The sequence below is a fragment of the Williamsia serinedens genome (assembly GCF_024171725.1).
GTDB lineage: Bacteria > Actinomycetota > Actinomycetes > Mycobacteriales > Mycobacteriaceae > Williamsia_A > Williamsia_A serinedens.
In genome coordinates this window covers 318,890-343,078 of the sequence record NZ_JAMTCG010000004.1, presented here as the reverse complement: position 1 = coordinate 343,078, position 24,189 = coordinate 318,890, and the positions used below count along the sequence as shown (strand labels likewise).

At 69.9% G+C, this 24,189-nt stretch carries 26 protein-coding genes; 20 read left to right on the top strand and 6 right to left on the bottom strand.

What is annotated here, in order from left to right:
- The first annotated feature begins 36 nt into the window (after positions 1–36).
- Positions 37–1,350, top strand: coding sequence for an ABC transporter substrate-binding protein (locus LX12_RS12705; RefSeq protein WP_253654908.1), 1,314 nt, complete (start codon positions 37–39; stop codon positions 1,348–1,350).
- 3 nt (positions 1,351–1,353) lie between these two features.
- On the top strand, positions 1,354–2,436 hold the full coding sequence (locus LX12_RS12700) for an ABC transporter ATP-binding protein (RefSeq protein ID WP_253654907.1): 1,083 nt from the start codon (positions 1,354–1,356) through the stop codon (positions 2,434–2,436).
- A gap of 4 nt (positions 2,437–2,440) precedes the next feature.
- Here LX12_RS12700 and LX12_RS12695 read toward each other — a convergent pair whose 3' ends face one another.
- A complete protein-coding gene (locus tag LX12_RS12695) occupies positions 2,441–2,965 on the bottom strand; it encodes a dihydrofolate reductase family protein (protein WP_253654906.1) in 525 nt (174 codons plus the stop codon).
- A 16-nt stretch (positions 2,966–2,981) separates the two neighbouring features.
- Positions 2,982–3,419 carry a D-aminoacyl-tRNA deacylase gene (gene dtd / locus LX12_RS12690; RefSeq protein WP_253654905.1) on the bottom strand — a complete coding sequence of 146 codons (438 nt, stop codon included), beginning with the start codon at positions 3,417–3,419 and terminating at the stop codon, positions 2,982–2,984.
- 121 nt (positions 3,420–3,540) lie between these two features.
- On the opposite strand from dtd, the gene LX12_RS12685 reads away from it, so the two are divergent.
- From LX12_RS12685 to truA, 10 genes are all read left to right on the top strand, one after another.
- A complete protein-coding gene (locus LX12_RS12685) occupies positions 3,541–3,981 on the top strand; it encodes a hypothetical protein (RefSeq protein WP_253654904.1) in 441 nt (146 codons plus the stop codon).
- Positions 3,982–4,034: 53 nt separating this feature from the next.
- Entirely contained in the window at positions 4,035–4,865 is an 831-nt protein-coding gene (locus tag LX12_RS12680; RefSeq protein WP_253654903.1) for an LLM class F420-dependent oxidoreductase, read from the top strand.
- Positions 4,866–5,056: 191 nt separating this feature from the next.
- A complete protein-coding gene (gene infA / locus LX12_RS12675) occupies positions 5,057–5,278 on the top strand; it encodes a translation initiation factor IF-1 (protein WP_007616247.1) in 222 nt (73 codons plus the stop codon).
- A 30-nt stretch (positions 5,279–5,308) separates the two neighbouring features.
- Complete coding sequence (gene rpmJ, locus LX12_RS12670) at positions 5,309–5,422, top strand: 50S ribosomal protein L36 (protein ID WP_013127970.1); 114 nt, start codon at positions 5,309–5,311, stop codon at positions 5,420–5,422.
- A 180-nt stretch (positions 5,423–5,602) separates the two neighbouring features.
- Positions 5,603–5,971 (top strand): 30S ribosomal protein S13, encoded by a 369-nt coding sequence (gene rpsM, locus LX12_RS12665; protein WP_253654902.1) that lies wholly within the window; start codon positions 5,603–5,605, stop codon positions 5,969–5,971.
- A gap of 3 nt (positions 5,972–5,974) precedes the next feature.
- The gene (rpsK, locus tag LX12_RS12660) at positions 5,975–6,385 is read left to right on the top strand and encodes a 30S ribosomal protein S11 (protein ID WP_253647524.1); all 411 of its coding nucleotides are present in this window, start codon (positions 5,975–5,977) and stop codon (positions 6,383–6,385) included.
- 23 nt (positions 6,386–6,408) lie between these two features.
- Positions 6,409–7,014, top strand: coding sequence for a 30S ribosomal protein S4 (gene rpsD / locus LX12_RS12655; protein WP_253654901.1), 606 nt, complete (start codon positions 6,409–6,411; stop codon positions 7,012–7,014).
- Between the two features lie 117 nt (positions 7,015–7,131).
- Complete coding sequence (locus LX12_RS12650) at positions 7,132–8,187, top strand: DNA-directed RNA polymerase subunit alpha (RefSeq protein WP_253654900.1); 1,056 nt, start codon at positions 7,132–7,134, stop codon at positions 8,185–8,187.
- A 60-nt stretch (positions 8,188–8,247) separates the two neighbouring features.
- A complete protein-coding gene (gene rplQ, locus LX12_RS12645) occupies positions 8,248–8,880 on the top strand; it encodes a 50S ribosomal protein L17 (protein ID WP_253654899.1) in 633 nt (210 codons plus the stop codon).
- 67 nt (positions 8,881–8,947) lie between these two features.
- Positions 8,948–9,808, top strand: coding sequence for a tRNA pseudouridine(38-40) synthase TruA (truA, locus tag LX12_RS12640; RefSeq protein ID WP_253655112.1), 861 nt, complete (start codon positions 8,948–8,950; stop codon positions 9,806–9,808).
- 3 nt (positions 9,809–9,811) lie between these two features.
- On the opposite strand, the gene LX12_RS12635 is transcribed toward truA, so the two are convergent.
- Complete coding sequence (locus tag LX12_RS12635; protein WP_253654898.1) at positions 9,812–10,387, bottom strand: NINE protein; 576 nt, start codon at positions 10,385–10,387, stop codon at positions 9,812–9,814.
- Positions 10,388–10,458: 71 nt separating this feature from the next.
- Positions 10,459–11,505, bottom strand: coding sequence for an alpha/beta fold hydrolase (locus LX12_RS12630; RefSeq protein ID WP_253655111.1), 1,047 nt, complete (start codon positions 11,503–11,505; stop codon positions 10,459–10,461).
- 224 nt (positions 11,506–11,729) lie between these two features.
- Between LX12_RS12630 and LX12_RS12625 the strand changes: the two genes are divergently transcribed.
- The gene (locus LX12_RS12625; RefSeq protein ID WP_253654897.1) at positions 11,730–12,389 is read left to right on the top strand and encodes a DedA family protein; all 660 of its coding nucleotides are present in this window, start codon (positions 11,730–11,732) and stop codon (positions 12,387–12,389) included.
- Between the two features lie 7 nt (positions 12,390–12,396).
- Here the strand turns inward: LX12_RS12625 and LX12_RS12620 are convergent, their stop codons facing one another.
- Positions 12,397–13,881, bottom strand: a complete 1,485-nt coding sequence (locus LX12_RS12620; RefSeq protein WP_253655110.1) for a MinD/ParA family ATP-binding protein — start codon at positions 13,879–13,881, stop codon at positions 12,397–12,399.
- Positions 13,882–14,250: 369 nt separating this feature from the next.
- Here LX12_RS12620 and LX12_RS12615 point away from each other — a divergent pair, with 369 nt between their 5' ends.
- The 4 genes from LX12_RS12615 (at position 14,251) to ahcY (ending at position 19,187) form a co-directional block, all read left to right on the top strand.
- The gene (locus tag LX12_RS12615) at positions 14,251–15,162 is read left to right on the top strand and encodes a cation diffusion facilitator family transporter (protein ID WP_253654896.1); all 912 of its coding nucleotides are present in this window, start codon (positions 14,251–14,253) and stop codon (positions 15,160–15,162) included.
- 140 nt (positions 15,163–15,302) lie between these two features.
- The gene (locus LX12_RS12610) at positions 15,303–16,838 is read left to right on the top strand and encodes an amino acid permease (RefSeq protein ID WP_253654895.1); all 1,536 of its coding nucleotides are present in this window, start codon (positions 15,303–15,305) and stop codon (positions 16,836–16,838) included.
- Between the two features lie 31 nt (positions 16,839–16,869).
- Complete coding sequence (locus LX12_RS12605; RefSeq protein WP_308214003.1) at positions 16,870–17,517, top strand: TetR/AcrR family transcriptional regulator; 648 nt, start codon at positions 16,870–16,872, stop codon at positions 17,515–17,517.
- A gap of 200 nt (positions 17,518–17,717) precedes the next feature.
- Complete coding sequence (ahcY, locus tag LX12_RS12600) at positions 17,718–19,187, top strand: adenosylhomocysteinase (protein WP_253654894.1); 1,470 nt, start codon at positions 17,718–17,720, stop codon at positions 19,185–19,187.
- 100 nt (positions 19,188–19,287) lie between these two features.
- On the opposite strand, the gene LX12_RS12595 is transcribed toward ahcY, so the two are convergent.
- Positions 19,288–19,917, bottom strand: coding sequence for a dTMP kinase (locus tag LX12_RS12595; RefSeq protein ID WP_253654893.1), 630 nt, complete (start codon positions 19,915–19,917; stop codon positions 19,288–19,290).
- 67 nt (positions 19,918–19,984) lie between these two features.
- On the opposite strand from LX12_RS12595, the gene mtrA reads away from it, so the two are divergent.
- Genes mtrA through lpqB form a run of 3 tightly spaced genes read left to right on the top strand, consistent with a single transcriptional unit; the run spans position 19,985 to position 24,031 of the window.
- On the top strand, positions 19,985–20,671 hold the full coding sequence (gene mtrA, locus LX12_RS12590) for an MtrAB system response regulator MtrA (protein ID WP_253654892.1): 687 nt from the start codon (positions 19,985–19,987) through the stop codon (positions 20,669–20,671).
- Entirely contained in the window at positions 20,668–22,296 is a 1,629-nt protein-coding gene (gene mtrB / locus LX12_RS12585) for an MtrAB system histidine kinase MtrB (RefSeq protein ID WP_308214002.1), read from the top strand. The genes mtrA and mtrB overlap by 4 nt, the downstream gene beginning before the upstream one ends.
- Positions 22,289–24,031, top strand: coding sequence for an MtrAB system accessory lipoprotein LpqB (gene lpqB / locus LX12_RS12580; RefSeq protein ID WP_253654891.1), 1,743 nt, complete (start codon positions 22,289–22,291; stop codon positions 24,029–24,031). The genes mtrB and lpqB overlap by 8 nt, the downstream gene beginning before the upstream one ends.
- Positions 24,032–24,189: the final 158 nt, after the last annotated feature.

The window sequence follows — 24,189 nt, the reverse complement described above, 5'->3', positions numbered from 1 at the left end:
CCGCCACACCCCGCTCGAACAGAAAGAGTCACAGCCATGGTCGAACTGAGCCGTCGCGGCTTCCTCGCCGCAGGCGTCACCGCCGCCGCGGGTGCCGTCCTCACCGCCTGCGTCGGGTCCGGCAACTCCGGGAGTGGGTCGGGCGGAGGGAACTCGAACACCATCACGTGGTGGTCGAGCCACCCCGGCAAGTCGACCGACGTCGAGAAGGACCTGATCACCCGCTTCCAGCAGGCGAACCCCTCGCTGACGGTCCAGCTCGTCGACGGCGGCAAGAACTACGAGGAGGTGGCACAGAAGTTCAACGCGGCTCTGTCGGGTGGTGCCCTGCCCGACGTCGTGATGCTCTCCGACGTCTGGTGGTTCAACTTCGCGCTCATCGGTGCGATCGCACCGCTCGACGACCTCTTCGGCAAGGCGTCGGTGAACACCTCGGACTACGTCGACTCGCTCTACGCCGACTACGCCTGGAACAACAAGCACTGGGCACTGCCGTACGCACGGTCGACCCCGCTCTTCTACTACAACAAGGCCGTGTGGCAGCAAGCCGGACTGCCGGACCGGGGGCCGACGAGCTGGCAGGAGTTCGACGAGTGGGGTCCGCGCCTGCAGGACGTCGTCGGCTCGGGCAAACTCGCCCACGGCTGGGGCAACGCCACCGACTACCTCGGCTGGACGTTCCAGGGGCCGGTGCGCACGTTCGGCGGCCGGTACTCCGACCAGTTCGACCTGAAGTTCACCGAACCGGGCACCATCGCCGCCGCGAACTACCTGCGGAGCTCCATCCACGACAAGAAGTACGCGGCGATCTCCAACGACATCGCCAACGACTTCGGCGCCGGGATCATCGCCTCGACCATCGCGTCCACCGGGGACCTCTCGGGTATCGCGAAGAACGCCAAGTTCGACGTCGGCACGGCGTTCCTGCCCGCGCCGAACGGGCCCGGATGTGTCACCGGCGGAACGGGTCTGGCGATCCCGGCGAAGATCAGCGACGAGCGCAAGGTCAATGCGCTGAAGTTCATCGACTTCATCACGAACACCGACAACACCACCTACTTCTCGCAGAAGGTCGGCTACATGCCGGTGCGCAAGTCGGCGCTGACGTCGGCGTCGACCGAGCAGTTCCTCGCGAAGAACCCGAACTTCGCCACCGCGGTGAACCAGCTCCCCAAGACGACGTCTCAGGACTACGCCCGTGTGTTCGTGCCCGGCGGCGACAAGATCATCGGAACCGGCTTCGAGCAGATCGGTCTGCGCAACGCCGACGTGGACTCCACGATGGCGTCGGTCCAGTCGCAGATCCAGCAGATCATCGACCGGCAGATCACGCCGAAGCTTCCGAAGTAAGCCGTGGCGTCCGTCGAATTCGACTCCGTCACCCGCGACTTCGGTTCCGGGCGGCCCGCCGTCGACCAGCTGTCGCTGTCCATCGGTGACGGGGAGTTCCTCGTCCTCGTGGGCCCGTCGGGGTGCGGCAAATCCACCAGCCTGCGGATGCTCGCCGGACTCGAGCCGATCCAGGCCGGTCGCGTCCTCATCGACGACGTCGACGTCAGCGGACGGGCACCGAAGGCCCGTGACGTCGCGATGGTGTTCCAGAACTACGCGCTCTACCCGAACATGACCGTCGCGGAGAACATGGGCTTCGCGCTGCGTAACGCGGGGATGAGCAAGGCGGACACCGCGACCGCGGTCGACGAGGCGGCGTCGATGCTGGAGCTGACCGAGGTCCTGGGCCGCAAGCCGTCGGCGTTGTCGGGCGGTCAGCGACAGCGCGTCGCGATGGGCCGGGCGATCGTGCGGCGCCCCAAGGTCTTCTGCATGGACGAGCCGCTGAGCAACCTCGACGCGAAACTGCGCGTGAGCACCCGCGCCCAGATCGCCGCGTTGCAACGGCGTCTGGGCACCACGACCGTGTACGTCACCCACGACCAGGTCGAGGCGATGACGATGGGGGACCGCGTCGCGGTGCTCCGGGACGGGCTGCTGCAGCAGGTCGCCGCGCCCCGGACGCTCTACCTCGATCCGGACAACGCCTTCGTGGCCGGGTTCATGGGCTCGCCGGCGATGAACCTCGTCGACGACCTCACCGTCCTCGACCGCACGGTCCATCTCGGCGGGCTCGCGCTGCGCGCGCCGTCGGCGGTGTCGTCGACGACGGTGACCGTCGGTGTGCGTCCCGAGTCATGGGAGCTGACGACGCCGTCCGGGGACACGCTCGACTGCCGGATCGACCTCGTCGAGGAACTCGGTGCCGAGCAGTTCGTGCACTGCGTCCCACTCGACGAGACCGTCGCACCGCGGGGAGGGAAGGTCGTCGTGCGGATCGATCACCGGCGGTCGGTGGCGGTCGGCGACACCGTCGGCCTGCGCGTTCCCGAGGACGACGCGACCTACTGGTTCGACGCGGTGGGCGGCGACCGCATCCGCTGACGGGTCAGGCGTCGGCGCGGGCCCATCGGGCGCCGACGAAGTCGCGATTGCGGCCGGTGTCGAGCAGACGCCAGCGCGACGCGGTGGGTAGCACGGGCCGGCCGGCGCCGAGCGTGCACGGCGCGTAGTGCACCCACATCTCGTCGACGAGGCCCGCGGCCACGAACTGGGCGGCGAGGTCGCCGCCGCCGACGACCCACACGTCGCGACCGTCGGCGGCGTCGACGAGCTGCGGGTGCAGGCTGGCGACGTCACCGGCGTAGGTGTGCACCCCGGGCGCGGTGACCGCATCCGGATGATTCGTCACGACCCATGTCGGCTGCTCGTACGGCCACACGTCGGGCTCGTGCTCGACGAGCCAGCGGTGGGTCGACGCGCCCATGACGATCGCGCCGACGCCGGCGATGAAGTCGTCGTAGCCACCGAACCCGGTGCCGTCGACGTCGTTGCGCATCAACCACTCGAGGCTGTCGTGCTCGTCGACGACGAAGCCGTCGAGGCTGGAGGCGGTGTAGTAGACGGTGCTCATCGCGACTCCCGGTGTGTCACATCTCGATCAGGATGGTCACCGGTCCGTCGTTGACGCTGTGCACCCGCATGTGGGCGCCGAACCGGCCGGTTGCGACGGTAGCGCCGAGGTCGGACAAAGCGGTCACGAACCGGTCCACGAGTGGCTCGGCGACGTCGCCGGGCGCGGCGGCGTTCCACGACGGCCGCCGGCCCTTGCGGACGTCGCCGTAGAGCGTGAACTGGCTGACCACGAGTACGGGTGCGCCACGATCCGCCGCGGACGTCTCGTCGTCGAGGATCCGCAGGGTCCAGATCTTGTCGGCCATGCGGCGCACGGTGTCCTCGGTGTCGTCGTGGGTGGCGCCGAGCAGGACGAGCAGGCCCTGCGCGCCGTCGTCGAGGTCGAGCTGTCCGACGGTCTCACCGTCGACCTCCACGTGGGCCGCCGTCACCCGTGTCACCACCGCCTTCATGACGCGAACGCTAGTGACACCGCGACGACGGCGTCAGGACGGCGTCAAGATCGCTCTGCGCGGTGTCGAGATCGCGTTCAGACGGTGGTCGCGTGGGGGAGAGCGGGACGACCGTTGTCCGGTGACCACCGCTCACCGCATCCGCCCGACCTGCACCTCCGACATCGCCCTGTCCGCGCGAGGCGTCGTGATCCTGCCCGTCGACGACGTCCGCGCCCCCTGCCACGAGGCCGTCGTCCGTGCCCGGTGCTTCGGACGCATGGTCCGTGCGGTCCACGTCTGCCCGCGCGGCACCGACCACCAGGACCTGCGGCGGATGTGGCACGCCGAGCACCCGCTGGTCGACCTGGTGATCCTCGACGCCGAGCCGGGGGAGTCGCCGGCGGCCGTGCTGGCCGACTGGGTCGCGGTGATGGGATCGGTCGACGACCTCCTGGTCGTCCTCGCCGACGGCTCGCGCGAGAGCGGGACCCGCGCGATCTCGGTCGGGCTCGCCGTGCGGCTGTCGCGAGCGTTCGCGGCACACCCGGCGACGCTCGTCGCCCACCTGCACACGGCCTGACCCCGGACCGTCCGACGCGGAAGCAACTGCGCTCCGCCGCCGTTGTCGTTTCCATGAGCACCGCGGACAAGCACGGTTTCGGGACCCACGGCATCTGGATCTGGCACGGCGGGTTGACCCCGCACCAGGCGGCGCGGGTCGAGCAACTCGGCTACGGCACCATCTGGCTGGGCGGTTCACCGGAGGACCTCGCCCCCGCGCGCAGGGTCCTCGCGGCGACGGACTCCATCCGCGTCGCCACCGGGATCACCAACATCTGGAACACCGATCCGCTCGCGATCGCACGCGAGTTCGCCGACCTCGACAAGGACTTCCCCGGCCGCTTCTTCCTCGGCGTCGGCGTCGGCCACCGCGAGGCCACGCAGGAGTACGCTTCGCCGTACGACTCGATGGTCGACTACCTCGACAGGCTCGACGAGGGCGGACTGCCCGTCGAGCGCCGGGTCCTCGCGGCCCTCGGGCCGAAGATGCTCAAGCTCTCGGCCGACCGCGCGCTCGGCGCACACCCCTACCTCACACAGCCCGAGCACACCCGGTACGCGCGGGAGATCCTCGGACCGGACGCGTTCCTCGCGCCCGAACACAAGATCGTCCTCGAGAGCGACCCCGAGACGGCACGGTCGATCGGGCGCCCGCCGGTGAACAAGCCCTACCTGCACCTGCGGAACTACGTCGCCAACCTCAAGCGGCTCGGCTGGACGGACGACGACATCGCCGACGGCGGGAGCGACGCGCTCATCGACGCCCTCGTCGCGCACGGCACGGGGGAGCAGATCCGTGATCAGGTGGACGCCCACCTGGCGGCCGGCGCCGACCACGTCGCCATCCAGGTACTGGGGGCCGAGGACGTCACCGACGTGCTGGAGCAGCTGCCGGCGGGGTAGTCCGCGGACGGATTTGGCCCACACCTGCGCAGACGCGTACAGTGGAGCGCTGGTGCGTGTCCACCGATGGTTGCCTGCCGCTCGCGGCCGGTCGTCGTCGGGATTACGCGTACCGACACGGTAGACGACGAGTCCGCTTCGCGGGCGATGCCGCACGGCACCGCCCGGGTCCGGACCGGATTGTGGAGGACATGGCAAAGAAGGACGGCGCCATCGAGGTGGAGGGTCGCGTGGTCGAGCCTCTGCCGAACGCGATGTTCCGCATCGAGCTGGAGAACGGGCACAAGGTGCTCGCGCATATCAGCGGCAAGATGCGTCAGCACTACATCCGCATCCTCCCCGAGGATCGCGTCGTCGTGGAGCTGTCGCCCTACGACCTCGCCCGCGGACGCATCGTCTACCGGTACAAGTAAGCGCCACACAACATCCCGAGAGGCACCGACGTGAAGGTCAACCCGAGCGTCAAGCCGATCTGCGAGAAGTGCAAGGTGATCCGCCGCAACGGCCGGGTCATGGTGATCTGCGACAACCTGCGCCACAAGCAGCGTCAGGGCTGATCTGCACCGGGCTCCTCGGGGCCCCGCGGTCGCTTGAGTGACACACAACTGAACATCGACAGATGAGACTCCCGGCGCCACCGGGGACAGACGAGTCCCCGGCCACCTCTGGACGAAGGCCGGAGCCCCACACGGGGGACGGACCGGGAGCAGACCTTCGAACCGAAAAGGAATCACCACATGGCACGTGTTGCCGGTGTGGATCTCCCGCGCGAGAAGCGCCTGGAGATCGCACTGACCTACATCTACGGAGTGGGTCGTACCACCTCGAAGGAGATCCTCGCGGGTACCGGGCTCAGCCCCGATCTGCGCGCCAAGGACCTCACCGACGCCGACGTCGCGAAGCTCCGCGAGTACATCGAGGCGTCCGTGCAGGTCGAGGGTGACCTGCGCCGCGAGGTCCAGGGCGACATCCGTCGCAAGATCGAGATCGGCTGCTACCAGGGCCTGCGGCACCGCCGTGGTCTGCCCGTGCGTGGTCAGCGCACCAAGACCAACGCCCGCACCCGCAAGGGCCCCAAGAAGACCATCGCCGGGAAGAAGAAGTAACGCATGCCTCCGAAGTCACGCGCTGCCGGGCCCAAGAAGGGCACCTCGCGTCGTCGCGAGAAGAAGAACGTCCCGCACGGCCACGCGCACATCAAGTCCACGTTCAACAACACGATCGTCTCGATCACCGACCCTGCGGGCAACGTGATCTCCTGGGCGTCCTCGGGCCACGTCGGCTTCAAGGGCTCGCGCAAGAGCACCCCGTTCGCCGCGCAGCTCGCCGCCGAGAACGCTGCCCGCAAGGCGCAGGAGAACGGCGTCAAGAAGGTCGACGTGTTCGTCAAGGGCCCGGGTTCGGGCCGTGAGACCGCGATCCGCTCGCTGCAGGCCGCCGGCCTCGAGGTGGGCACCATCTCCGACGTCACCCCCGCCCCCCACAACGGCTGCCGCCCGCCCAAGCGGCGCCGGGTCTAGTCGGGAAGGGAAGGAACCCACTCATGGCTCGTTACACCGGACCCGCCACCAAGAAGTCGCGCCGCCTGCGCGTCGACCTCGTCGGTGGAGACCAGGCATTCGAACGTCGCCCCTACCCGCCCGGCCAGCACGGCCGCGCGCGGATCAAGGAGAGCGAGTACCTGCTCCAGCTGCAGGAGAAGCAGAAGGCCCGCTTCACCTACGGCGTGCTCGAGAAGCAGTTCCGTCGCTACTACGAGGAGGCCAACCGCCGCACCGGCAAGACCGGTGACGAGCTGCTGCGCATCCTCGAGACCCGTCTCGACAACGTCGTGTACCGCGCGGGCCTGGCCCGCACGCGTCGTCAGGCGCGGCAGATGGTCAGCCACGGCCACTTCACCGTCAACGGTGTGAAGGTCGACGTGCCCAGCTACCGCGTCTCGCAGTACGACATCATCGACGTCCGTCCGAAGTCGCTGCAGACCGTGCCGTTCCAGATCGCCAAGGAGATCCAGGGCGAGCGTCCGGTCCCGGGGTGGCTGCAGGTCGTCCCGTCGACGCTGCGGATCCTCGTGCACCAGGTGCCCGACCGCGGCCAGATCGACGTGCCGCTCACCGAGCAGCTGATCGTCGAGTTCTACTCGAAGTAACACGCGTGCCGTCCCCCGCCGGGTCACCGGTGGGGGACGACCTCGCCCGACGTCGATCGTCGCCGGGCACCCGAGGGCGTCATATGGCGGATGCCCACACAGGAGGACTTACCACCCATGCTCATCTCACAGCGACCCACCCTGTCCGAGGAGACGCTGGCCGAGAACCGGTCGAAGTTCGTCATCGAACCGCTCGAGCCCGGCTTCGGCTACACCCTGGGCAACTCGCTGCGGCGCACCCTGCTGTCGTCCATCCCGGGCGCGGCGGTCACCAGCATCCGGATCGACGGCGTGCTCCACGAGTTCACCACCGTGCCGGGGGTCAAGGAGGACGTCACCGACATCATCCTGAACCTCAAGGGCCTCGTGGTGTCCTCCGAGGAGGACGAGCCGGTCACGATGTACGTCCGCAAGCAGGGGCCGGGCACCGTCACCGGTGCCGACATCGTGCCGCCGGCCGGTGTCACCGTGCACAACCCCGACCTGCACATCGCGACCCTGAACGACAAGGGCAAGCTCGAGATCGAGCTGGTCGTCGAGCGGGGCCGCGGCTACGTGCCGGCCGTGCAGAACAAGGCGTCGGGCGCCGAGATCGGCCGCATCCCGGTCGACTCGATCTACTCGCCCGTGCTCAAGGTGACCTACAAGGTCGAGGCCACCCGTGTCGAGCAGCGCACCGACTTCGACCGTCTCGTCCTCGACGTCGAGACCAAGAACTCGATCACCGCGCGGGACGCGCTGGCCTCGGCCGGCAAGACCCTCGTGGAGCTGTTCGGGCTGGCGCGCGAGCTCAACGTCGAGGCCGAGGGAATCGAGATCGGGCCGTCGCCGGCCGAGGCGGACCACATCGCCTCGTTCAGCCTGCCGATCGAGGACCTCGAGCTCACGGTGCGCTCGTACAACTGCCTCAAGCGCGAGGGTGTGCACACCGTCGGCGAGCTGGTCGCCCGCACCGAGTCGGATCTGCTCGACATCCGCAACTTCGGGCAGAAGTCGATCGACGAGGTGAAGGTCAAGCTCCACACGCTGGGCCTGTCGCTGAAGGACAGCCCCGCGAGCTTCGACCCGTCGCAGGTCGCCGGGTACGACGCGAGCACGGGTACGTGGTCCGACGACGCATCGTTCTCCGATGCCGACTCGGGCGAGGATTACGCAGAGACCGAGCAGCTCTGACGAGCTGCGCCCTACCTTCTCCCGGCCGAGAGGCCGTGAGCGTCTTACAAGGAGACACCGATGCCCAAGCCCACCAAGGGCGCCCGTCTCGGCGGGTCGGCCTCGCACCAGAAGGCGATGCTGGCGAACCTCGCCACGTCGCTGTTCGAGCACGAGCGGATCACGACCACCGAGGCCAAGGCCAAGCGCCTGCGGCCGTACGCGGAGAAGCTGATCACCCACGCCAAGGCGGGCACCCTCGCCCACCGTCGTGAGGTGCTCAAGGACATCCGCGACAAGGACGTCGTGCACAAGCTCTTCGCGGAGATCGGCCCCTCGTTCGCCGAGCGCGACGGCGGGTACACCCGCATCGTGAAGACGCTGCCCCGCAAGGGTGACAACGCGCCGATGGCCGTCATCGAGCTGGTGAGCGGTCCGACCGCGTCCAGCGAGGCCAGCCGCGCGACCCGCGTCGCCGCCTCGAAGGCCGCCGCCCCGGCTGCCGCCGAGACCTCGGACAGCTCGGCCGCGGACACCGCCGCCGAGGCCGCCGAGGACGAGAACAACGTCGTCGCACAGGTCGAGGCGGAGGCCCCGGCCGAGGCCGTGGAGAACGCCGACGCCGTCGCCGAGGGAACCACCGAGGAGACCTGGGCCGAGAGCGCCGCGGAGATCGTCGACGAGTCGGACGAGAAGAAGTCCGACGACAAGTGACGTCGCGCCCAGCGTGAGCACACCGGCCGAGCCCGCCCCCGACACCGTCGGCGGCGGGCTCGCCCGTCTGTCGGGCCCGCCTCCGGCATCCGTCCGCCTCCGGTTCGACGTCGCCTACGACGGCACCGACTTCACGGGCTGGGCACGCCAGCCCGGCCACCGCACGGTGTGCGCGACCCTCGAGGACACGCTGGGAACCGTTCTGCGGACACCGGTCTCGCTGACGGTCGCCGGGCGGACCGACGCCGGGGTGCACGCCACCGGCCAGGTCGCCCACGCCGACGTCCCCGAGTCGGCGTTGAAAACGCGCTCGATCGCCGGCGACCCGTCCCGGCTGGTGCGGCGACTGGCGAAGATGCTGCCCGACGACGTCCGCATCACCGCCGTGCAGGTCGTCGACGGCGCCTTCGACGCCCGGTTCGCCGCGCTGCGTCGTCACTACCGGTACCGGCTGACCGACGCCGCATTCGGCGCGGAACCGGTCCGCGCCCGCGACACCGCCGCCTGGCCGCGACCGCTCGACGTCGCGGCGATGGCCGCCGCAGCGCGGACGCTCGTGGGTCTGCACGACTTCGCCGCGTTCTGCCGGCGACGCGAGGGGGCGACGACGATCCGCGACCTGCAGCGATTCACCTGGGAGCGCGCCGACGACGGGGTGCTGATCGCGCAGGTGAGTGCGGACGCGTTCTGCTGGTCGATGGTGCGGTCGCTCGTCGGCGCGGTCGCGGCCGTCGGCGAGGGACGCCGGGACATCTCATGGTGCACGGGACTGCTCGAGCAGACGCAGCGCACACCCGACGTCCCGGTCGCACCGGCGCGAGGACTGACCCTCGTCGGGGTCGACTACCCGCCCGCCTCGGAGTGGGCGCGGCGTGCCGAGGTCACCCGCGACGTGCGCGAGCGCCCGGCTCCGCCGCCTTGCTGCTGAGCGTCAGGATCGCAGCAGGAGGCCCTGCCCGTCGCGGGGGCTGCCGACGAGGATGACGATCGCGTCGATGAACGCCCACAGCGCGAGCGCGAACCACAGGAACATCCCGATGATGAACACGAACGTCACCACGGCGACGAGGAACAGCACCAGCTGACAGACGCCGATCGCCGTCGACCCCATGTAGAACCGGCCGATGCCGAGCCAGCCGAGGAAGAACTGCAGCAGCCCGGCGACGACCTTCGACTTGTCCGACAGCGGCTGCCCGGTCAGCGGATCCCGGCCGTAGGGCGCCGACGGGTCGTATCCGTACCCGCCGGGGGTGTACGCCGGCTGCCCGTAGGGCTGCTGCGCGTACTGCGGAGGCTGGGAGTACTGCCCGCCGTACAGCTGCTGGTCGTAGGGCGCCTGCGGATGCTGTTCCGTCTGTCCCCACGGCGCCGACGACGGGTACGGCTGTGTCGGCGGTGGGTAGGCGGCCGGTGGCGGGTACGGCTCCGGTGCGGGGGTCCACGCCGACGGGTCGGGGTCCCCCTTGCCCAGCGAGACGCGATCGTCGCCGGGATGCTGTTCGCTCATGCGTGCAGTCTGGCAGATGCCGCGGACACGGTCAGGTCGCGCTGCGCTGCGTCATGAGTCGCTGCGCTGCGTCATGTGGCGCTACGCTCTGCGGCCAGTTCCTCGAGGACCTCTTCCTGCACGCTGCGGGGACCGGTGAGGTCGTCGACGCTCGGACCGGCGGAGAGCAGCTCCGACCACTCGTCGGTGTCGTGCTCCATGGGTGCGGTCGCCGCGATGAACCGCTCGACGGCGGTCACGAATCGACCCGGGTCGTCGTGATGTGGAAAATGTCCCGCCCCCTCGAAACTCTCGAGCAGGGAGTGCGGCATCGCCGAGTGCGCGAGCAGCGCATGGTGGTGCGGGATCACGGTGTCTCCCGTGCCCCACACCAGCATCACGGGCAGGCGGGCCGTCAGGTACGAGCGGTCGAGCATGGTCACCACCTGACCGCGCCAGTCGACGACCGCCCGTAGGGTGCGGGTGAACGCGGCGTGCGCGGTGGCCTCGGCCAGGCCGTCGACGATGCGCATCACCTCGGGGGCGTCGTGGATCATCTCGCGCACCCTACGGGGCAGGGCGGGGGAGACGGGGTCGAGCGCACGGCCGGCCACCGTCCCGACGTGGTGGGACGCCGGTACCAGTCCGGGCAGCCGCAGGGCCGCGATCATCGCGTTGATCCCCGGCAGTGCCAGCAACCGCAGCATCGGGCTGACGTCGCGGGTCACGCCCCCGGTCGACACCAGCACCAGGCGTTCGACGAACTCGGGGAACTGGTAGCAGAACTGCATCGCGACACCGCCGCCGAGGGAGTGGCCGATGACCGTCACCCGACGGATGCCCAACACCGACAGCAGGTCTCGCATCGCGTTGGCGTAGGCGGCGACGGAGTAGTCGGCGCGCGGCTTGTCCGACAGGCCGTGACCGAGCAGGTCGGGTGCGATGACCGTGTGGTTCGGGGCGAGCATGTCGATGATCTCCGTCCACGCCGACGAGTTGTCGCCGATGCCGTGGATGAGCAACACCGCCGGGCCGCGACCGGCCATCCGGAACGCGCGTCGGTAGCCGTGGATGGTCCGGAACTCGAGGGACTGGGCGCCGTCGGGCACGGGGCGCAGCGTCGTGGTCTCGGCACCCACGCCGCTGTCCACGGGCGTCACGTCACGGCCGGAGCGTCGTCGGATCACGGTCTGCTCCCCTCGTTCTGACGGTTCATGACAGTGAACCGCATCACCGCGTCCGGCGCGCGGCGAGCGACCCGTCGAGCCGGCGGTGAACTCTGCGTCACGCGGCGGTGAACCCTCGGCGCACCGTCCCGCACGAGCGCCGGGGTGCCTGTCGCGCCTGCGTATCGTCGGGTGGCGTGAACCCGTTCGACGTCTCCTCGTTCCTCGCGACGGGCGGGTTGATCGGACTCTGCGTCCTGGTGTTCGTCGAGACCGGACTGCTCATCGGGTTCGTCTTCCCCGGCGACTCGCTGTTGTTCACCGCCGGCATCCTCGCGGCCGCGCCGGATCCCTATGCCCCGCTGTGGGTCCCGTGCGTCCTCGTCCCGCTCTCGGCTGCCCTCGGTGACCAGTGCGGTTACCTCATCGGGCGCCGGATGGGGGAGAGCGTGCTGCGTGGGCGGACGATCCGGTTCATCGGCGACGCACCGGTGCAGCGGACCACGCGCTTCTTCGAGAGGTACGGCGCCGCCACCGTGTTCTTCGGCCGGTTCATCGGCATCGTGCGCACGCTGGTCCCGCTGCTCGCCGGCTTCACGGGTATGCGTCACCGCGACTTCACCGTGTTCAGCATCCTCGGCAGCATCGTGTGGGGCGCGGGCATCGTCGTGCTCGGATACCTCCTGGGGAACGTGCCCCTCGTCGCCGACAACATCGACTGGTTCATCCTCGCGTCGGCGTGCACCGTGATCGTGCCGCTGGCCGCCCATCTCGTACACCGCGGATTACGGCGACGCCACCGGAGCGACGACACCCCGGCGGAGGAGACCCCCGCCGAGGCGTCCGGACGCCCGTGACGCGCGGTCAGCCGAGATACGGGTCGACGCGCCGCATCGTCGTGGACGAGAAGTCGTCGGCGACGACCGCCGCGAGCTCCACCAGAGCGCGGTGGGTGTGCTTGTTCAGCAGCTCGAGATCGACCTCGGCGCCCTCGGACAGGTGATCGTCGAAGGGGATCATCTGCACGGCACGGCACCGCGTGAGGAAGTGCTGGCTGAGCTGCTTGGTGTCGATGGTCGACGAGCCCGATCGCGACGAACTGAGGACGACGACCGCCCGGCTCACGAGGTGGCCGTAGCCGTGGGCCTGCAGCCAGTCGAGCGTGGCGCCCGCGCTGCGGGCACCGTCGATGGCCGGTGAGCTGACGAGGATGAGGGCGTTGGCGAGGTCGAGGACCCCGTTCATCGCCGAGTGGCTCAGGCCGGTCCCGCAGTCGGTGATGATGATGTTGTAGAAGCGCTGCAGCACCTTCATGACACCGCGGTAGTCGTCCTCGCTGAACGCCTCGGCGATCGCCGGGTCGCGTTCGGACGACAGGACCTCGAGCCGGCTGGGTGCCTGCGAGGTGTGCGCCCGCACGTCGGAGTAGCGGTAGATCGAGTTGTCGGCCAACAGGTCCCGCACCGTCGACCGGGTCTGCTGCGGGACCCGCTGCCCGAGCGTCCCCAGATCCGGGTTGGCGTCGACGGCGATGACACGGTCCCCGCGCAACGACGCGAAGATCGACCCGAGCCCCACGGTCGTCGTGGTCTTGCCGACGCCGCCCTTCAGCGACAGCACCGCGATGCGGTAGTCACCCCGCACCGGGCGATTGACCCGCTCGACCAGCTCGGCGTAGTGCAGCGCGTCCGGGGACTCGCCGGGGTTGATCGATCCGCCCGACATGCGGTGCACCGCACGACGCCAGCCGCTGTGCGGTGCGCGCCGAGCCTTGCGCAGCAGTGCGACCTCGTCGAGCGCACCCGGGGCCGACTGGCGGGGGCCGACTCCGGGCGGCGCCTGACCCGCCGGCACACCCGGCCCCTGCGGGCCGGGGCCGTAGGGATCGGACCCCATCGGGCCGTAGGGCTCGGGGCCCTGCGGCCGCCAGCCCTCGGGACCCTGCGGTCCGGCCGGCGGGCCACCCCACCCGGGGCCCTGCGGCCCTGCGGGACCGACGCCGGGATGCGGGCCGTCCCAGCCCACGGGTTCGCGGGGCGCGTCCTCGACGGCCGGGCCGTGCGGCGGGCCGGGCGGGAACGGCGGCTGGTTGTCGGGGCCGAACGCCCACGGCGGCGGACCCTCCGGACCGACGCCCGGGGGCGGGAAACCGCCGGGCGGGAAACCGGGATCGAACGGCGGGTGCTGCGGCCAGGGATTCCCCCCGGACCCCGGGTCGCCAGGAGGCGGACCGGAGAAGCCCTGTGCCTGCGGTGGGCCGGCCCAGGGCTCCGCCGCCGGTCGCGGGTCGTCGGCGCCGGACGGCTCCTCACCCGGCCACGGAGCGTTCACCCAGCGGGGCGTCTCCATCTGCCAGTCGTCGTGCTGCGCTGCCGGGGCCGCGGTCTCGTCGACGTGACGTCCGTTCGTCGCGGCCCGGTCATCGTGGTCCTCGGCGCCCCGGACGTCCTCACCGGCCGCGTCCTGCGGCGTCCGCTCGGACTGGTCGGGCACAGTCGACTGCAACCACGGCGGCGTCGCCGGGATGCCTCGGTGGTTCGAACTCACGTGACATCATCCCCTGTAGAAGTCGTCGCGCCCGGCCGAGACGACGGCCTCGTGGACGCGCCGTGCGGGTCCCTCCCCGGACCCGCGCCCGGTCGGTGACCAGGCACACGGCACGACCAGTTTACTATCGCACAGCGGTCCGGAAGGACCCGACGCCGAGAGAGGCCCCCGATGTCGTCTGAGGGCTCGACCAAGGCCATCCTCGCCGCGCTGACCGCGAACGCGGGCATCGCCGCCGCCAAGTTCGTGGGATTCGCGATCACCGGCTCCTCGTCCATGCTCGCCGAGGCCGTCCACTCCGTCGCCGACACCTCCAACCAGGGACTCCTCCTGCTGGGCCAGCGGTCGGCCCGCAAGAAGGCCGATCGGCTGCACCCCTTCGGGTACGGACGGAGTCGGTACTTCTACTCGTTCGTCGTCGCGCTGGTCATCTTCAGCCTGGGGTCGGTCTTCGCGATCTACGAGGGCGTCGAGAAGCTCCTGCACCCGCACGAGCTGGAGTCGCCGATCGTCGCCGTCGTCATCCTGCTCGTGGCGATCGCCCTCGAGGGCTACAGCTTCACGACGGCGATGCGCGAGTCACGACCGCTTAAGGGCCGGGCGAGCTGGTGGCGGTTCATCCGGACGTCGCGGAACCCCGAACTGCCGGTCGTGCTCCTCGAGGACACCGGTGCGCTCCTGGGCCTGCTGTTCGCGCTGGTCGGCGTCGGGCTGGCCACGCTCACCGGGGACGCGGTGTGGGACGGCGCGGGCACGCTCGCGATCGGTGTGCTGCTCGGCGCGATCGCGATCCTGCTCATCGTGGAGATGCAGAGCCTGCTCATCGGCGAGGGGGCGACGCCCGACCAGGAGCGGGCGATCGTCGACGCGCTGTCCGGCCAGGACGGTGTCGAGCGGGTCATCCACTTCAAGACCCAGTACCTGGGACCGGAGGAGATGCTCCTCGCGGCCAAGATCGCGATCCCGCCGGGCGTCGACGCGGCCACGGTGGCCGCCACCATCGACGCCGCCGAGGCACGGGTCCGCGAGGCGGTCCCCGTCGCACGGGTCGTCTACCTCGAGCCGGACATCCTCCGGGGCTGACGCTGCGCGGAGTGCAGTCGCGGTCCGATCACGAGAACCCCGTGTCCACCCGGACGTCGGGGTGGCCTGTCTAGAGTCGCATCAGCACCGAATCCGACATTCCCGATCGTGATTCGTCCCGCCAGTGGAGGAGGTCGCGCATGACGCGGTCGCAGAGTTCGCCGCAGACGTTCCGCGGCTCGCTGTCGCGCACGAAGTCCATCGAACAGTCGATGGCCGACACCGACGAGCCCGGCTCGCAGCTGAAGAAGAGCCTGTCCTGGTGGGACCTGACCGTCTTCGGCGTCTCCGTCGTCATCGGCGCGGGCATCTTCACCATCACGGCCTCGACCGCCGGCGACAAGGCCGGCCCGGCCATCTCCCTGTCGTTCGTCATGGCCGCGATCGCCTGCGGACTCGCCGCCCTCTGCTACGCCGAGTTCGCCTCGACGGTGCCGGTCGCGGGATCGGCCTACACGTTCGGGTACGCGACGTTCGGTGAGTTCCTCGCGTGGATCCTCGGCTGGGACCTCATCCTCGAGTTCGCGGTCGGCGCGGCCGTCGTCTCCAAGGGCTGGTCGAGCTACCTGGGGACCGTCTTCGGGTTCTCGGGCGGCACGGTCGACGTCGGCGGGCACGAGGTCGACTGGGGTGCCCTGCTCATCGTCGCGGGCATCACGACGTTGCTCGTCCTCGGCACGAAATTGTCCTCGCGCGTCAGCGCGGTGATCACCGCGATCAAGGTGGCCGTCGTCCTGCTGGTCATCATCGTCGGCTTCTTCTACGTGAAGTCGTCGAACTACTCGCCGTTCGTCCCGCCGGCGGAGTCGTCGGAATCGGGCGGCCGGTCCCTGGACTCGACGCTGTTCGCGCTGATCACCGGCGGCGGCGACTCCAGCTACGGCTGGTACGGACTGTTGGCCGCGGCGTCGATCGTGTTCTTCGCGTTCATCGGCTTCGACGTCGTCGCGACGACGGCCGAGGAGACCAAGAACCCCAAGCGCGACGTCCCGCGCGGCATCCTCGGCTCGCTGGCCATCGTCACGGTGCTGTACGTGCTGGTGACGATCGTCGTGACCGGCATGGTCAACTACAAGGACCTCGCCACCACGGCCGACGGGACGCAGCGGAACCTGGCGTTCGCGTTCGGCGCCAACGGCGTCACCTGGGCCGAGAAGGTCATCTCCATCGGCGCCCTCGCCGGTCTGACGACCGTCGTCATGGTTCTCATGCTCGGGCAGTCGCGCGTGCTGTTCGCGATGTCGCGCGACGGTCTGCTCCCGCGGGGCCTGGCCAAGACCAGTCGGTTCGGCACACCGGCGCGCATCCAGATCATCATCGGCGTCGTCGTGGCCGTGGTCGCGGCGTTCTTCCCCATCAACAAGTTGGAAGAGATGGTGAACGTCGGCACGCTGTTCGCGTTCGTCGTCGTCGCGGCGGGTGTGATCGTGCTCCGCAAGAACCGTCCCGATCTCCAGCGCGGGTTCACCGTCCCGTGGATGCCGGTCATCCCGGTGCTCGCGATCATCGCCTGCGTCTGGCTGATGCTGAACCTGTCCGCACTGACGTGGGTCCGGTTCGCCATCTGGATGGTGATCGGCGTCGTCGTCTACTTCCTGTACAGCCGCGGCCACTCGATGGTCGGCAAGCGCGAACGCGGCGAGATCCCCGGTGCGCCGGAGAAGTCCGTCACCTGAGTGGGTCGTTCGCATCGCTAGGATCGGGCTCGTGTCCGACCCGGAGCGCACCACCGGCCCCGCACCGGCCCGCCGACCGCGGTTCGGCGCGTCCGGGCAGGCGTCCCGCCAGGCTCTGCGCAGCGGGCTGCTCGACGCGATGCGCGAGCACCTGCGCCACTCGGACTGGTCCGCGGTCACCATGACCGACATCGCCGCCGCGGCCGGTGTCTCCCGGCAGACCGTGTACAACGAGTTCGGCAGTCGCCAGGGCCTCGCGACCGCGTACGCCCTGCGCCTCATCGACGAGTTCTGCGCGGCCGTCGACACGGCGGTGGAGGACAACGTCGGGCGGATCCGCGACGCGTTGGGCGAGGCCCACCGCGCCTTCTTCGCCCTTGCCGCGGCCGATCCGCTGGTGCAGTCGCTGCTGTCGGGGCGGGCCAAGCCGGACCTGTTGCGGCTCATCACCACCGACGCCGCACCGCTGATCCTGCACGCCACCGGGACGCTCGCCGACACCCTGCACCGGTCGTGGATCGGGGCGCCGTACGACGAGGCGCGTCGTGTCGCGTCGTCGATCGGTCGGATGGCGCTGAGCTACATCGCCATGCCGCCCGAGGACGACAGCGACGTCGCCGACCACCTGGCCCGGCTGTTCGAACCGGTGATCGCGTCGGTGGCGCGGTCCGCCGCCTGACGCGGGCCGTCGCCACGCTGTCACCGGTCACAGCGCGGCGCGGTGCTGGACGGGTCGTTCACGATCCGCCTTTCGCGACCAGGGCCTCCGTTCGTTAGCCTGTTAGCCGGATCCGGCGCGTCCGGACACGTCATGCCACCGGGGACCACCCGGACACATCGGGGCCCACCCCGCCGCAATCGCCAGACCAGGAGAGATCGATGACATCGGTGCAGACCACGTTGACCGCGGACAGCAAGGGAGGGATCGACTACAAGGTCGCCGACCTCTCGCTGGCCGCGTACGGCCGACTCGAGATCGACCTCGCCGAGGCCGAGATGCCCGGCCTGATGGAGCTGCGTCGTGAGTACGCCGAGGTGCAGCCGCTCAAGGGTGCGCGCATCTCCGGTTCGCTGCACATGACCACCCAGACCGCGGTGCTCATCGAGACCCTCGTCTCGCTCGGCGCCGAGGTCCGCTGGGCCTCGTGCAACATCTTCTCGACCCAGGACCACGCCGCGGCCGCGGTCGTCGTGGGGCCGCACGGCACCCCGGAGGAGCCCAAGGGCGTCCCGGTCTTCGCCTGGAAGGGCGAGAGCCTGGAGGAGTACTGGTGGTGCGCCGAGCAGATGCTCACCTGGCCGGGCGAGCCCTGCAACATGATCCTCGACGACGGCGGCGACGCCACCATGATGGTGCTGCGCGGCGCGCAGTTCGAGAAGGCCGGCGTCGTCCCGCCCGTCGAGGACAACGACTCCGCCGAGTACAAGATCTTCCTCAACCAGCTGCGTGAGCGCTTCGAGACCGACAAGACCAAGTGGTCGACCATCGCGGATTCGGTCAAGGGTGTCACCGAGGAGACCACCACCGGCGTGCTGCGCCTGTACCAGTTCGCCGCCGCCGGCGAGCTCGCCTTCCCGGCGATCAACGTCAACGACTCGGTCACCAAGAGCAAGTTCGACAACAAGTACGGCACCCGCCACTCGCTGATCGACGGCATCAACCGTGCCACCGACGTGCTCATCGGCGGCAAGAAGGTCCTCATCGCCGGCTACGGCGACGTGGGCAAGGGTTGTGCCGAGTCGCTCGCCGGCCAGGGCGCCCGCGTCCAGGTCACCGAGATCGACCCGATCAACGCACTGCAGGCGCTCATGGACGGCTTCGACGTCGTCACCGTCGAGCAGGCCATCGGCGACGCCGACATCGTCATCACGTCGACGGGCAACAAGGACATCATCACGCTCGACCACATGAAGTCGATGAAGGACAAGGCCATCCTCGGCAACATCGGCCACTTCGACAACGAGATCGACATGGCCGGGCTCGAGAGCTCCGGCGCGAAGCGCGTCGTCGTCAAGCCGCAGGTCGACCAGTGGATCTTCGACTCCGGCAAGTCGATCATCGTGCTGTCCGAGGGTCGTCTGCTCAACCTGGGCAACGCCACCGGCCACCCGTCGTTCGTGATGAGCAACAGCTTCTCGAACCAGGTCATCGCGCAGATCGAGGTCTGGACCAAGAACGACGAGTACAGCAACGAGGTCTACCGCCTCCCGAAGCACCTCGACGAGAAGGTCGCCAAGATCCACGTCGAGGCGCTCGGCGGCACGCTGACCAAGCTCACCAAGGAGCAGGCCGAGTACATCAACGTCGACGTCGAGGGCCCGTACAAGCCGGATCACTACCGCTACTGATCCGCCTGTCCGCGGTCTGACGGCCGCTCCCGCGACACGAATCCGCTCCCGCGACTGTGATCACAGTCGCAGGAGCGTTTCGTTGTCGCGGGAGGCTCCGTCAGACCTGCGCCGCGAGGACGTCGGCGTCGTCGGAACCGGTGATCGCGGTCCACGGTGACCGCCACGAGCGGGCGGCCAGCGACCGGTAGACGGCGAACGTCGCGTGCTGCAGTGCGGTGTCGCGCTCGTAGGCGTCCATCGCGCGCGAGGAGTCGCCGGCGGCGCGCGACGTCGCGCGGCTGCGGGCGAGTTCGGGGTCGGTGCCGAGGAGCACCTGTCGGTCCGGGACCGGTAGTCCGAAGCGGTCGAACTCCAGCGCCTCCACCCACGCGACGGCGTCGCCGTCGGCGGACTGATCGAGACGCGCGGCGGTGTAGGCGGCGTTCGACGCGACGTAACGGTCGAGCAGGACGACGTCGACGGTGGCGAGCAGGTCGCGGATCTCGTCGGCGGCGTCGCGGCGGTCGAGGGCGAACAACATCGCCATCGCCGAGGCGCTCGACCGGAGATCACCGTGCTCGCCGTGCAACGCCTCCGACGCGATGTCGGCGTGCACCGACCGTCCGTAGCGGGGGAAGGCCATCGTCGCGACCCGGCGTCCGTCGGCCTCCCAGCGGGCCGTCACCCGGTCGACCAGCGTTCGCTTCCCCGCGCCGTCGAGGCCCTCGACGGCGATCAGTGTGCCCACGTCCCGGGATGCTAGTGGTCCCCGTCAGCGGCGCGTCACCGTGGACTGGACGTGCACCAGTGTCACGATGGGACGCATGAAGCCCAGGATCCTTGTCGTCGACGACGACGCGGCGCTCGCCGAGATGCTCACCATCGTGCTGCGGGGTGAGGGCTTCGAACCGTTCGTCGTCGGTGACGGCACCCAGGCCCTGTCCGCGGTCCGCGACATCCGCCCCGACCTGGTCCTGCTCGACCTGATGCTCCCGGGCATGAACGGCATCGACGTGTGCCGCGTCCTGCGCGCCGACTCGGGTGTCCCGATCGTGATGCTGACCGCCAAGAGCGACACCGTCGACGTCGTGCTGGGCCTGGAGTCCGGCGCCGACGACTACATGGTGAAGCCGTTCAAGCCCAAGGAGCTCGTCGCCCGCGTCCGCGCCCGCCTGCGGCGCACCGACGAGGAGCCCGCCGAGCTGCTGTCGATCGGTCCCGTCGAGATCGACGTGCCCGCGCACAAGGTGACCCGCGAGGGCACCCCGATCTCGCTGACGCCCCTGGAGTTCGACCTTCTGGTGGCCCTGGCCCGCAAGCCGCGCCAGGTGTTCACGCGCGACGTCCTGCTGGAACAGGTGTGGGGATACCGTCATCCGGCCGATACTCGGCTGGTGAACGTCCACGTCCAGCGACTGCGCGCGAAGGTCGAGACCGACCCGGAGAACCCCGAGGTCGTGCTCACGGTGAGAGGGGTCGGCTACAAGGCCGGCCCGCCGTGATCCGCCGCGGACGCCGGCGGATCAACCCGGCGTTCGGGCGGTTCCTGCGCCGCATCGGTGCGCTCGGCCGGTTCCTCGGCCGACGGTGGCGGCGGTCGTTGCAGCTGCGCGTCGTCGTGTCGACGATGGTGCTGTCGTTGGCGATGCTCATGGTGCTGGGATTCGTCCTCACCAGCCAGATCACCGACCGCCTGCTGGAGCTCAAGCTGCGTGCCGCGACCGAGGAGATCGACCGCGCCCGCACGTCGGTGGAACGGGACCTCTCGGGCGGGGACTCCAACGCGTCCATCGCCAACCGACTGCGCCAGACCAGGTCGATCCTCACCGACCGCGACGTCGACACCACCCCGGCGTCCGGCGTCGTCGGCACCTTCGACACCGTGCTGCTGGTGCCGGGCGGCGGTCCCCGCGACACTGCGTCGGTGGGTCCCGTCGAGGAGATCCCGGACAACCTGCAGCGGATGGTGCGCGGTGGGAGGATCGCGTACCGCTACTCGTCGGTCGCGGGGACGTCGGGTGACCGCATCCCGGTGCTCGTCGTCGGTACGCCGACGTCGACGGGCATCTCCGGACTCGAGCTCTATCTGGTCTTCCCGCTGACCAACGAGCAGAACACCGTCTCGCTGGTCCGTGGGACGCTCACCACCGGTGGCATAGTGCTGCTGATCCTCCTGGCGGCCATCGCCGGACTGGTCTCGCGCCAGGTCGTCATACCGGTGCGGTCCGCGTCGCGGATCGCCGTGCGGTTCGCCGACGGGCGGCTCAAGGAACGTATGCCCGTACGGGGCGAGGACGACATGGCACGGCTTGCCATGTCGTTCAACGACATGGCCGAGAGCCTGTCGAAACAGATCAGCCACCTCGAGGAGTTCGGCGGGCTGCAGCGTCAGTTCACCTCCGACGTCAGCCACGAACTGCGGACCCCGCTCACGACGGTGCGCATGGCCGCCGACGTCCTCTACGAGGACCGCGACGAGCTCGATCCGGTCCGCAAACGGTCGGTCGAGCTGTTGAACAAGGAACTCGACCGGTTCGAGACGCTGCTGAACGAGCTGCTCGAGATCTCCCGCCACGACGCGGGTGTCGCGGAGCTCGCGGCCGAGAAGGTGAGCATGAGCGTGCCCATCGAGGGGGCGTTGGCGACGGTCCGCCATCTCGCGCAGGACACCGACACCCCACTCGTCGTCGACCTGCCCGAGGAGCCGGTGATCGCCGAGATCGACCCCCGCCGCGTCGAACGCATCCTGCGCAACCTGCTGGCCAACGCGATCGACCACGGTGAGCAGAAGCCGGTGACGCTGACGATGCGATCGGACGGCGACGCGGTCGCGGTCACGGTGCGCGACAGGGGGATCGGGCTGCGGCCGGGGGAGGAGAAGCTGGTGTTCAACCGCTTCTGGCGGTCGGACCCGTCACGGTTCCGGCGCTCGGGCGGCACCGGTCTCGGACTGGCCATCAGCATCGAGGACGCGAGGCTGCACAACGGGCGACTCGAGGCGTGGGGTGAACCCGGCCAGGGTGCCAACTTCCGGCTCACCCTGCCGTTGGTCCGCGGACACAAGATCCTGGGGAGCCCGTTGTCGCTCAAGCCGATCGGGCCGCGGAAGGTGGCTCCCCGTGAGTGACCCCCGCAGGCCGCGCGTCGTCGTGCTCCTGATCCTGGCCATGGCCGCGACGGTGCTGTCGGGGTGCGTGTCCATCCCGACGAGCTCGAGCCCGAAGCCGATCGGCACCCTGCCCAGCCGGGGACCGTCGGCGGCGGTGCCCACACCGCGCGCGGGCATGACCCCCGAGGCGTTGGTGCGCGACTTCCTCAAGGCGACAGCCAATCCCGGCTCGAACCACCAGGCCGCGCGGCAGTACCTCACCGAGTCGGCGGCGTCGGCGTGGGACGACCGCGGCGACGCGCTGATCGTCGACCAGATCAGCGTGCTCACCGACGCCCGCACCGACGACTCGTACTCCGTGCGCGTCATCGCCGACAACACCGGGACCCTCTCGTCCGACGGCCATCTCACCCCGGCCACCGGTCGCGTCGAGAGCAGCCTGCGGCTGACGAGCGTCGACGGGCAGTGGCGGATCGACGGTGCGCTGCCCCGCGGGGTGATGATCGACCGGACGCAGTTCACCTCGAGCTATCGCACGCACAACGTGTACTTCCCGTCACCCTCGGGCGAGCGACTCGTCGCGGACCCACGCTGGGTGTACGCGACTGGCGGGACCGTCGCCGACCAGGTGATCGACCTCGTCGTCGGCGGGCCGTCGGCCGAACTCGCACCCGCCGTCGACCCCGTCCTCCCCGGGTCGGACTCGGTCCGCGCCTCGGTCCAGACGAACAACGCGGGCGGCCGCACGCTGACGTTCGCCGGACTCGGCAACGTCGACGCGCGGGGCCGGGCGTTGTTCGCCGCGCAGGTCATCTGGACCCTCGCCGGCGCGGACGTCCCGGGGCCCTACGTCATCCAGGCCGACGGCGCCCCCCTCGACGAGCGCTACGCCGACGGGTGGACGACCGCCGACGTCGCCTCCCTCGACCCGGCGGGCCCGTCGCGGTCGTCGACGGGGCTCCTGGTGATCCGGTCGGGATCACTCGACCGCGTCACCGACACCGCACTCGCGCCCGTGTCCGGCACGCTGGGTTCCAGTGGATCCGTGCTGTCGGCGGCGGTGTCCGACAACGGTCAGCGGGTGGCCGCGGTGACCCGGACCGCATCCGGCGAGGAACTCGTCCTCGGCGATCTCGGCGGGTCGGTGACGTCGGTCGCGTCGGGACGGGTGATCACCCGACCGTCGTTCGGGGCCGACGACGACACCGTCTGGGCGGTCGTCGACGGTCGCGTCGAACGGTTCCGCCGCGATGCGACCGGCGCGATCACCAGCGCCGGGACGGTGTCGTCGAACGGTGTCGCGGCCGTCGCCCCGGGCGACATCACCGAGTTGCAGGTGTCGCGAGACGGCGCGCGCGTCGCGGCCGTCGTCGGGGGAGTGCCGGTGCTCGCCGTGGTCGCCGTCGCGACCGACGGCACGGTGTCGCTGACCGGGATCCGGGTGGCCGCCTTCAACATCGGGTCACAGGCCGCGTCGCTCGACTGGGTGTCGGGTGACACCGTCGTCATCGCCCGCCGGACGACGGACTCACCGATCGTGCAGGTGACCGTCGACGGCACCCCGGCCGTCGGGCTGCTGAGCGGGAACCTCACCCCACCGGTCACCGCGGTGGTCGGGGACCGCACGACGCTCTACGCCGCCGACGCCCGCGGCATCCTCCGCCTCGGCAGCACCAACGGCGACCCGGACCAGTACTGGAACGAGGTCGGCCCGACCGTCGGCACCGGAGCCATCCCCGTGCTGGCCCAGTAGGCCCGGGCCCTCACGCGCCGGGCGTGCCGAAACCCCTCGTCGAGCGTGCCGAGACCCCTCGTCGAGCGTGCACTCGATGCCGTCGACCGTGCATCAGATGCCGTTCATCGTGCAGTCGATCCCGGCTCACGAGCGCGAATTGCACGGTCGGCGCGATC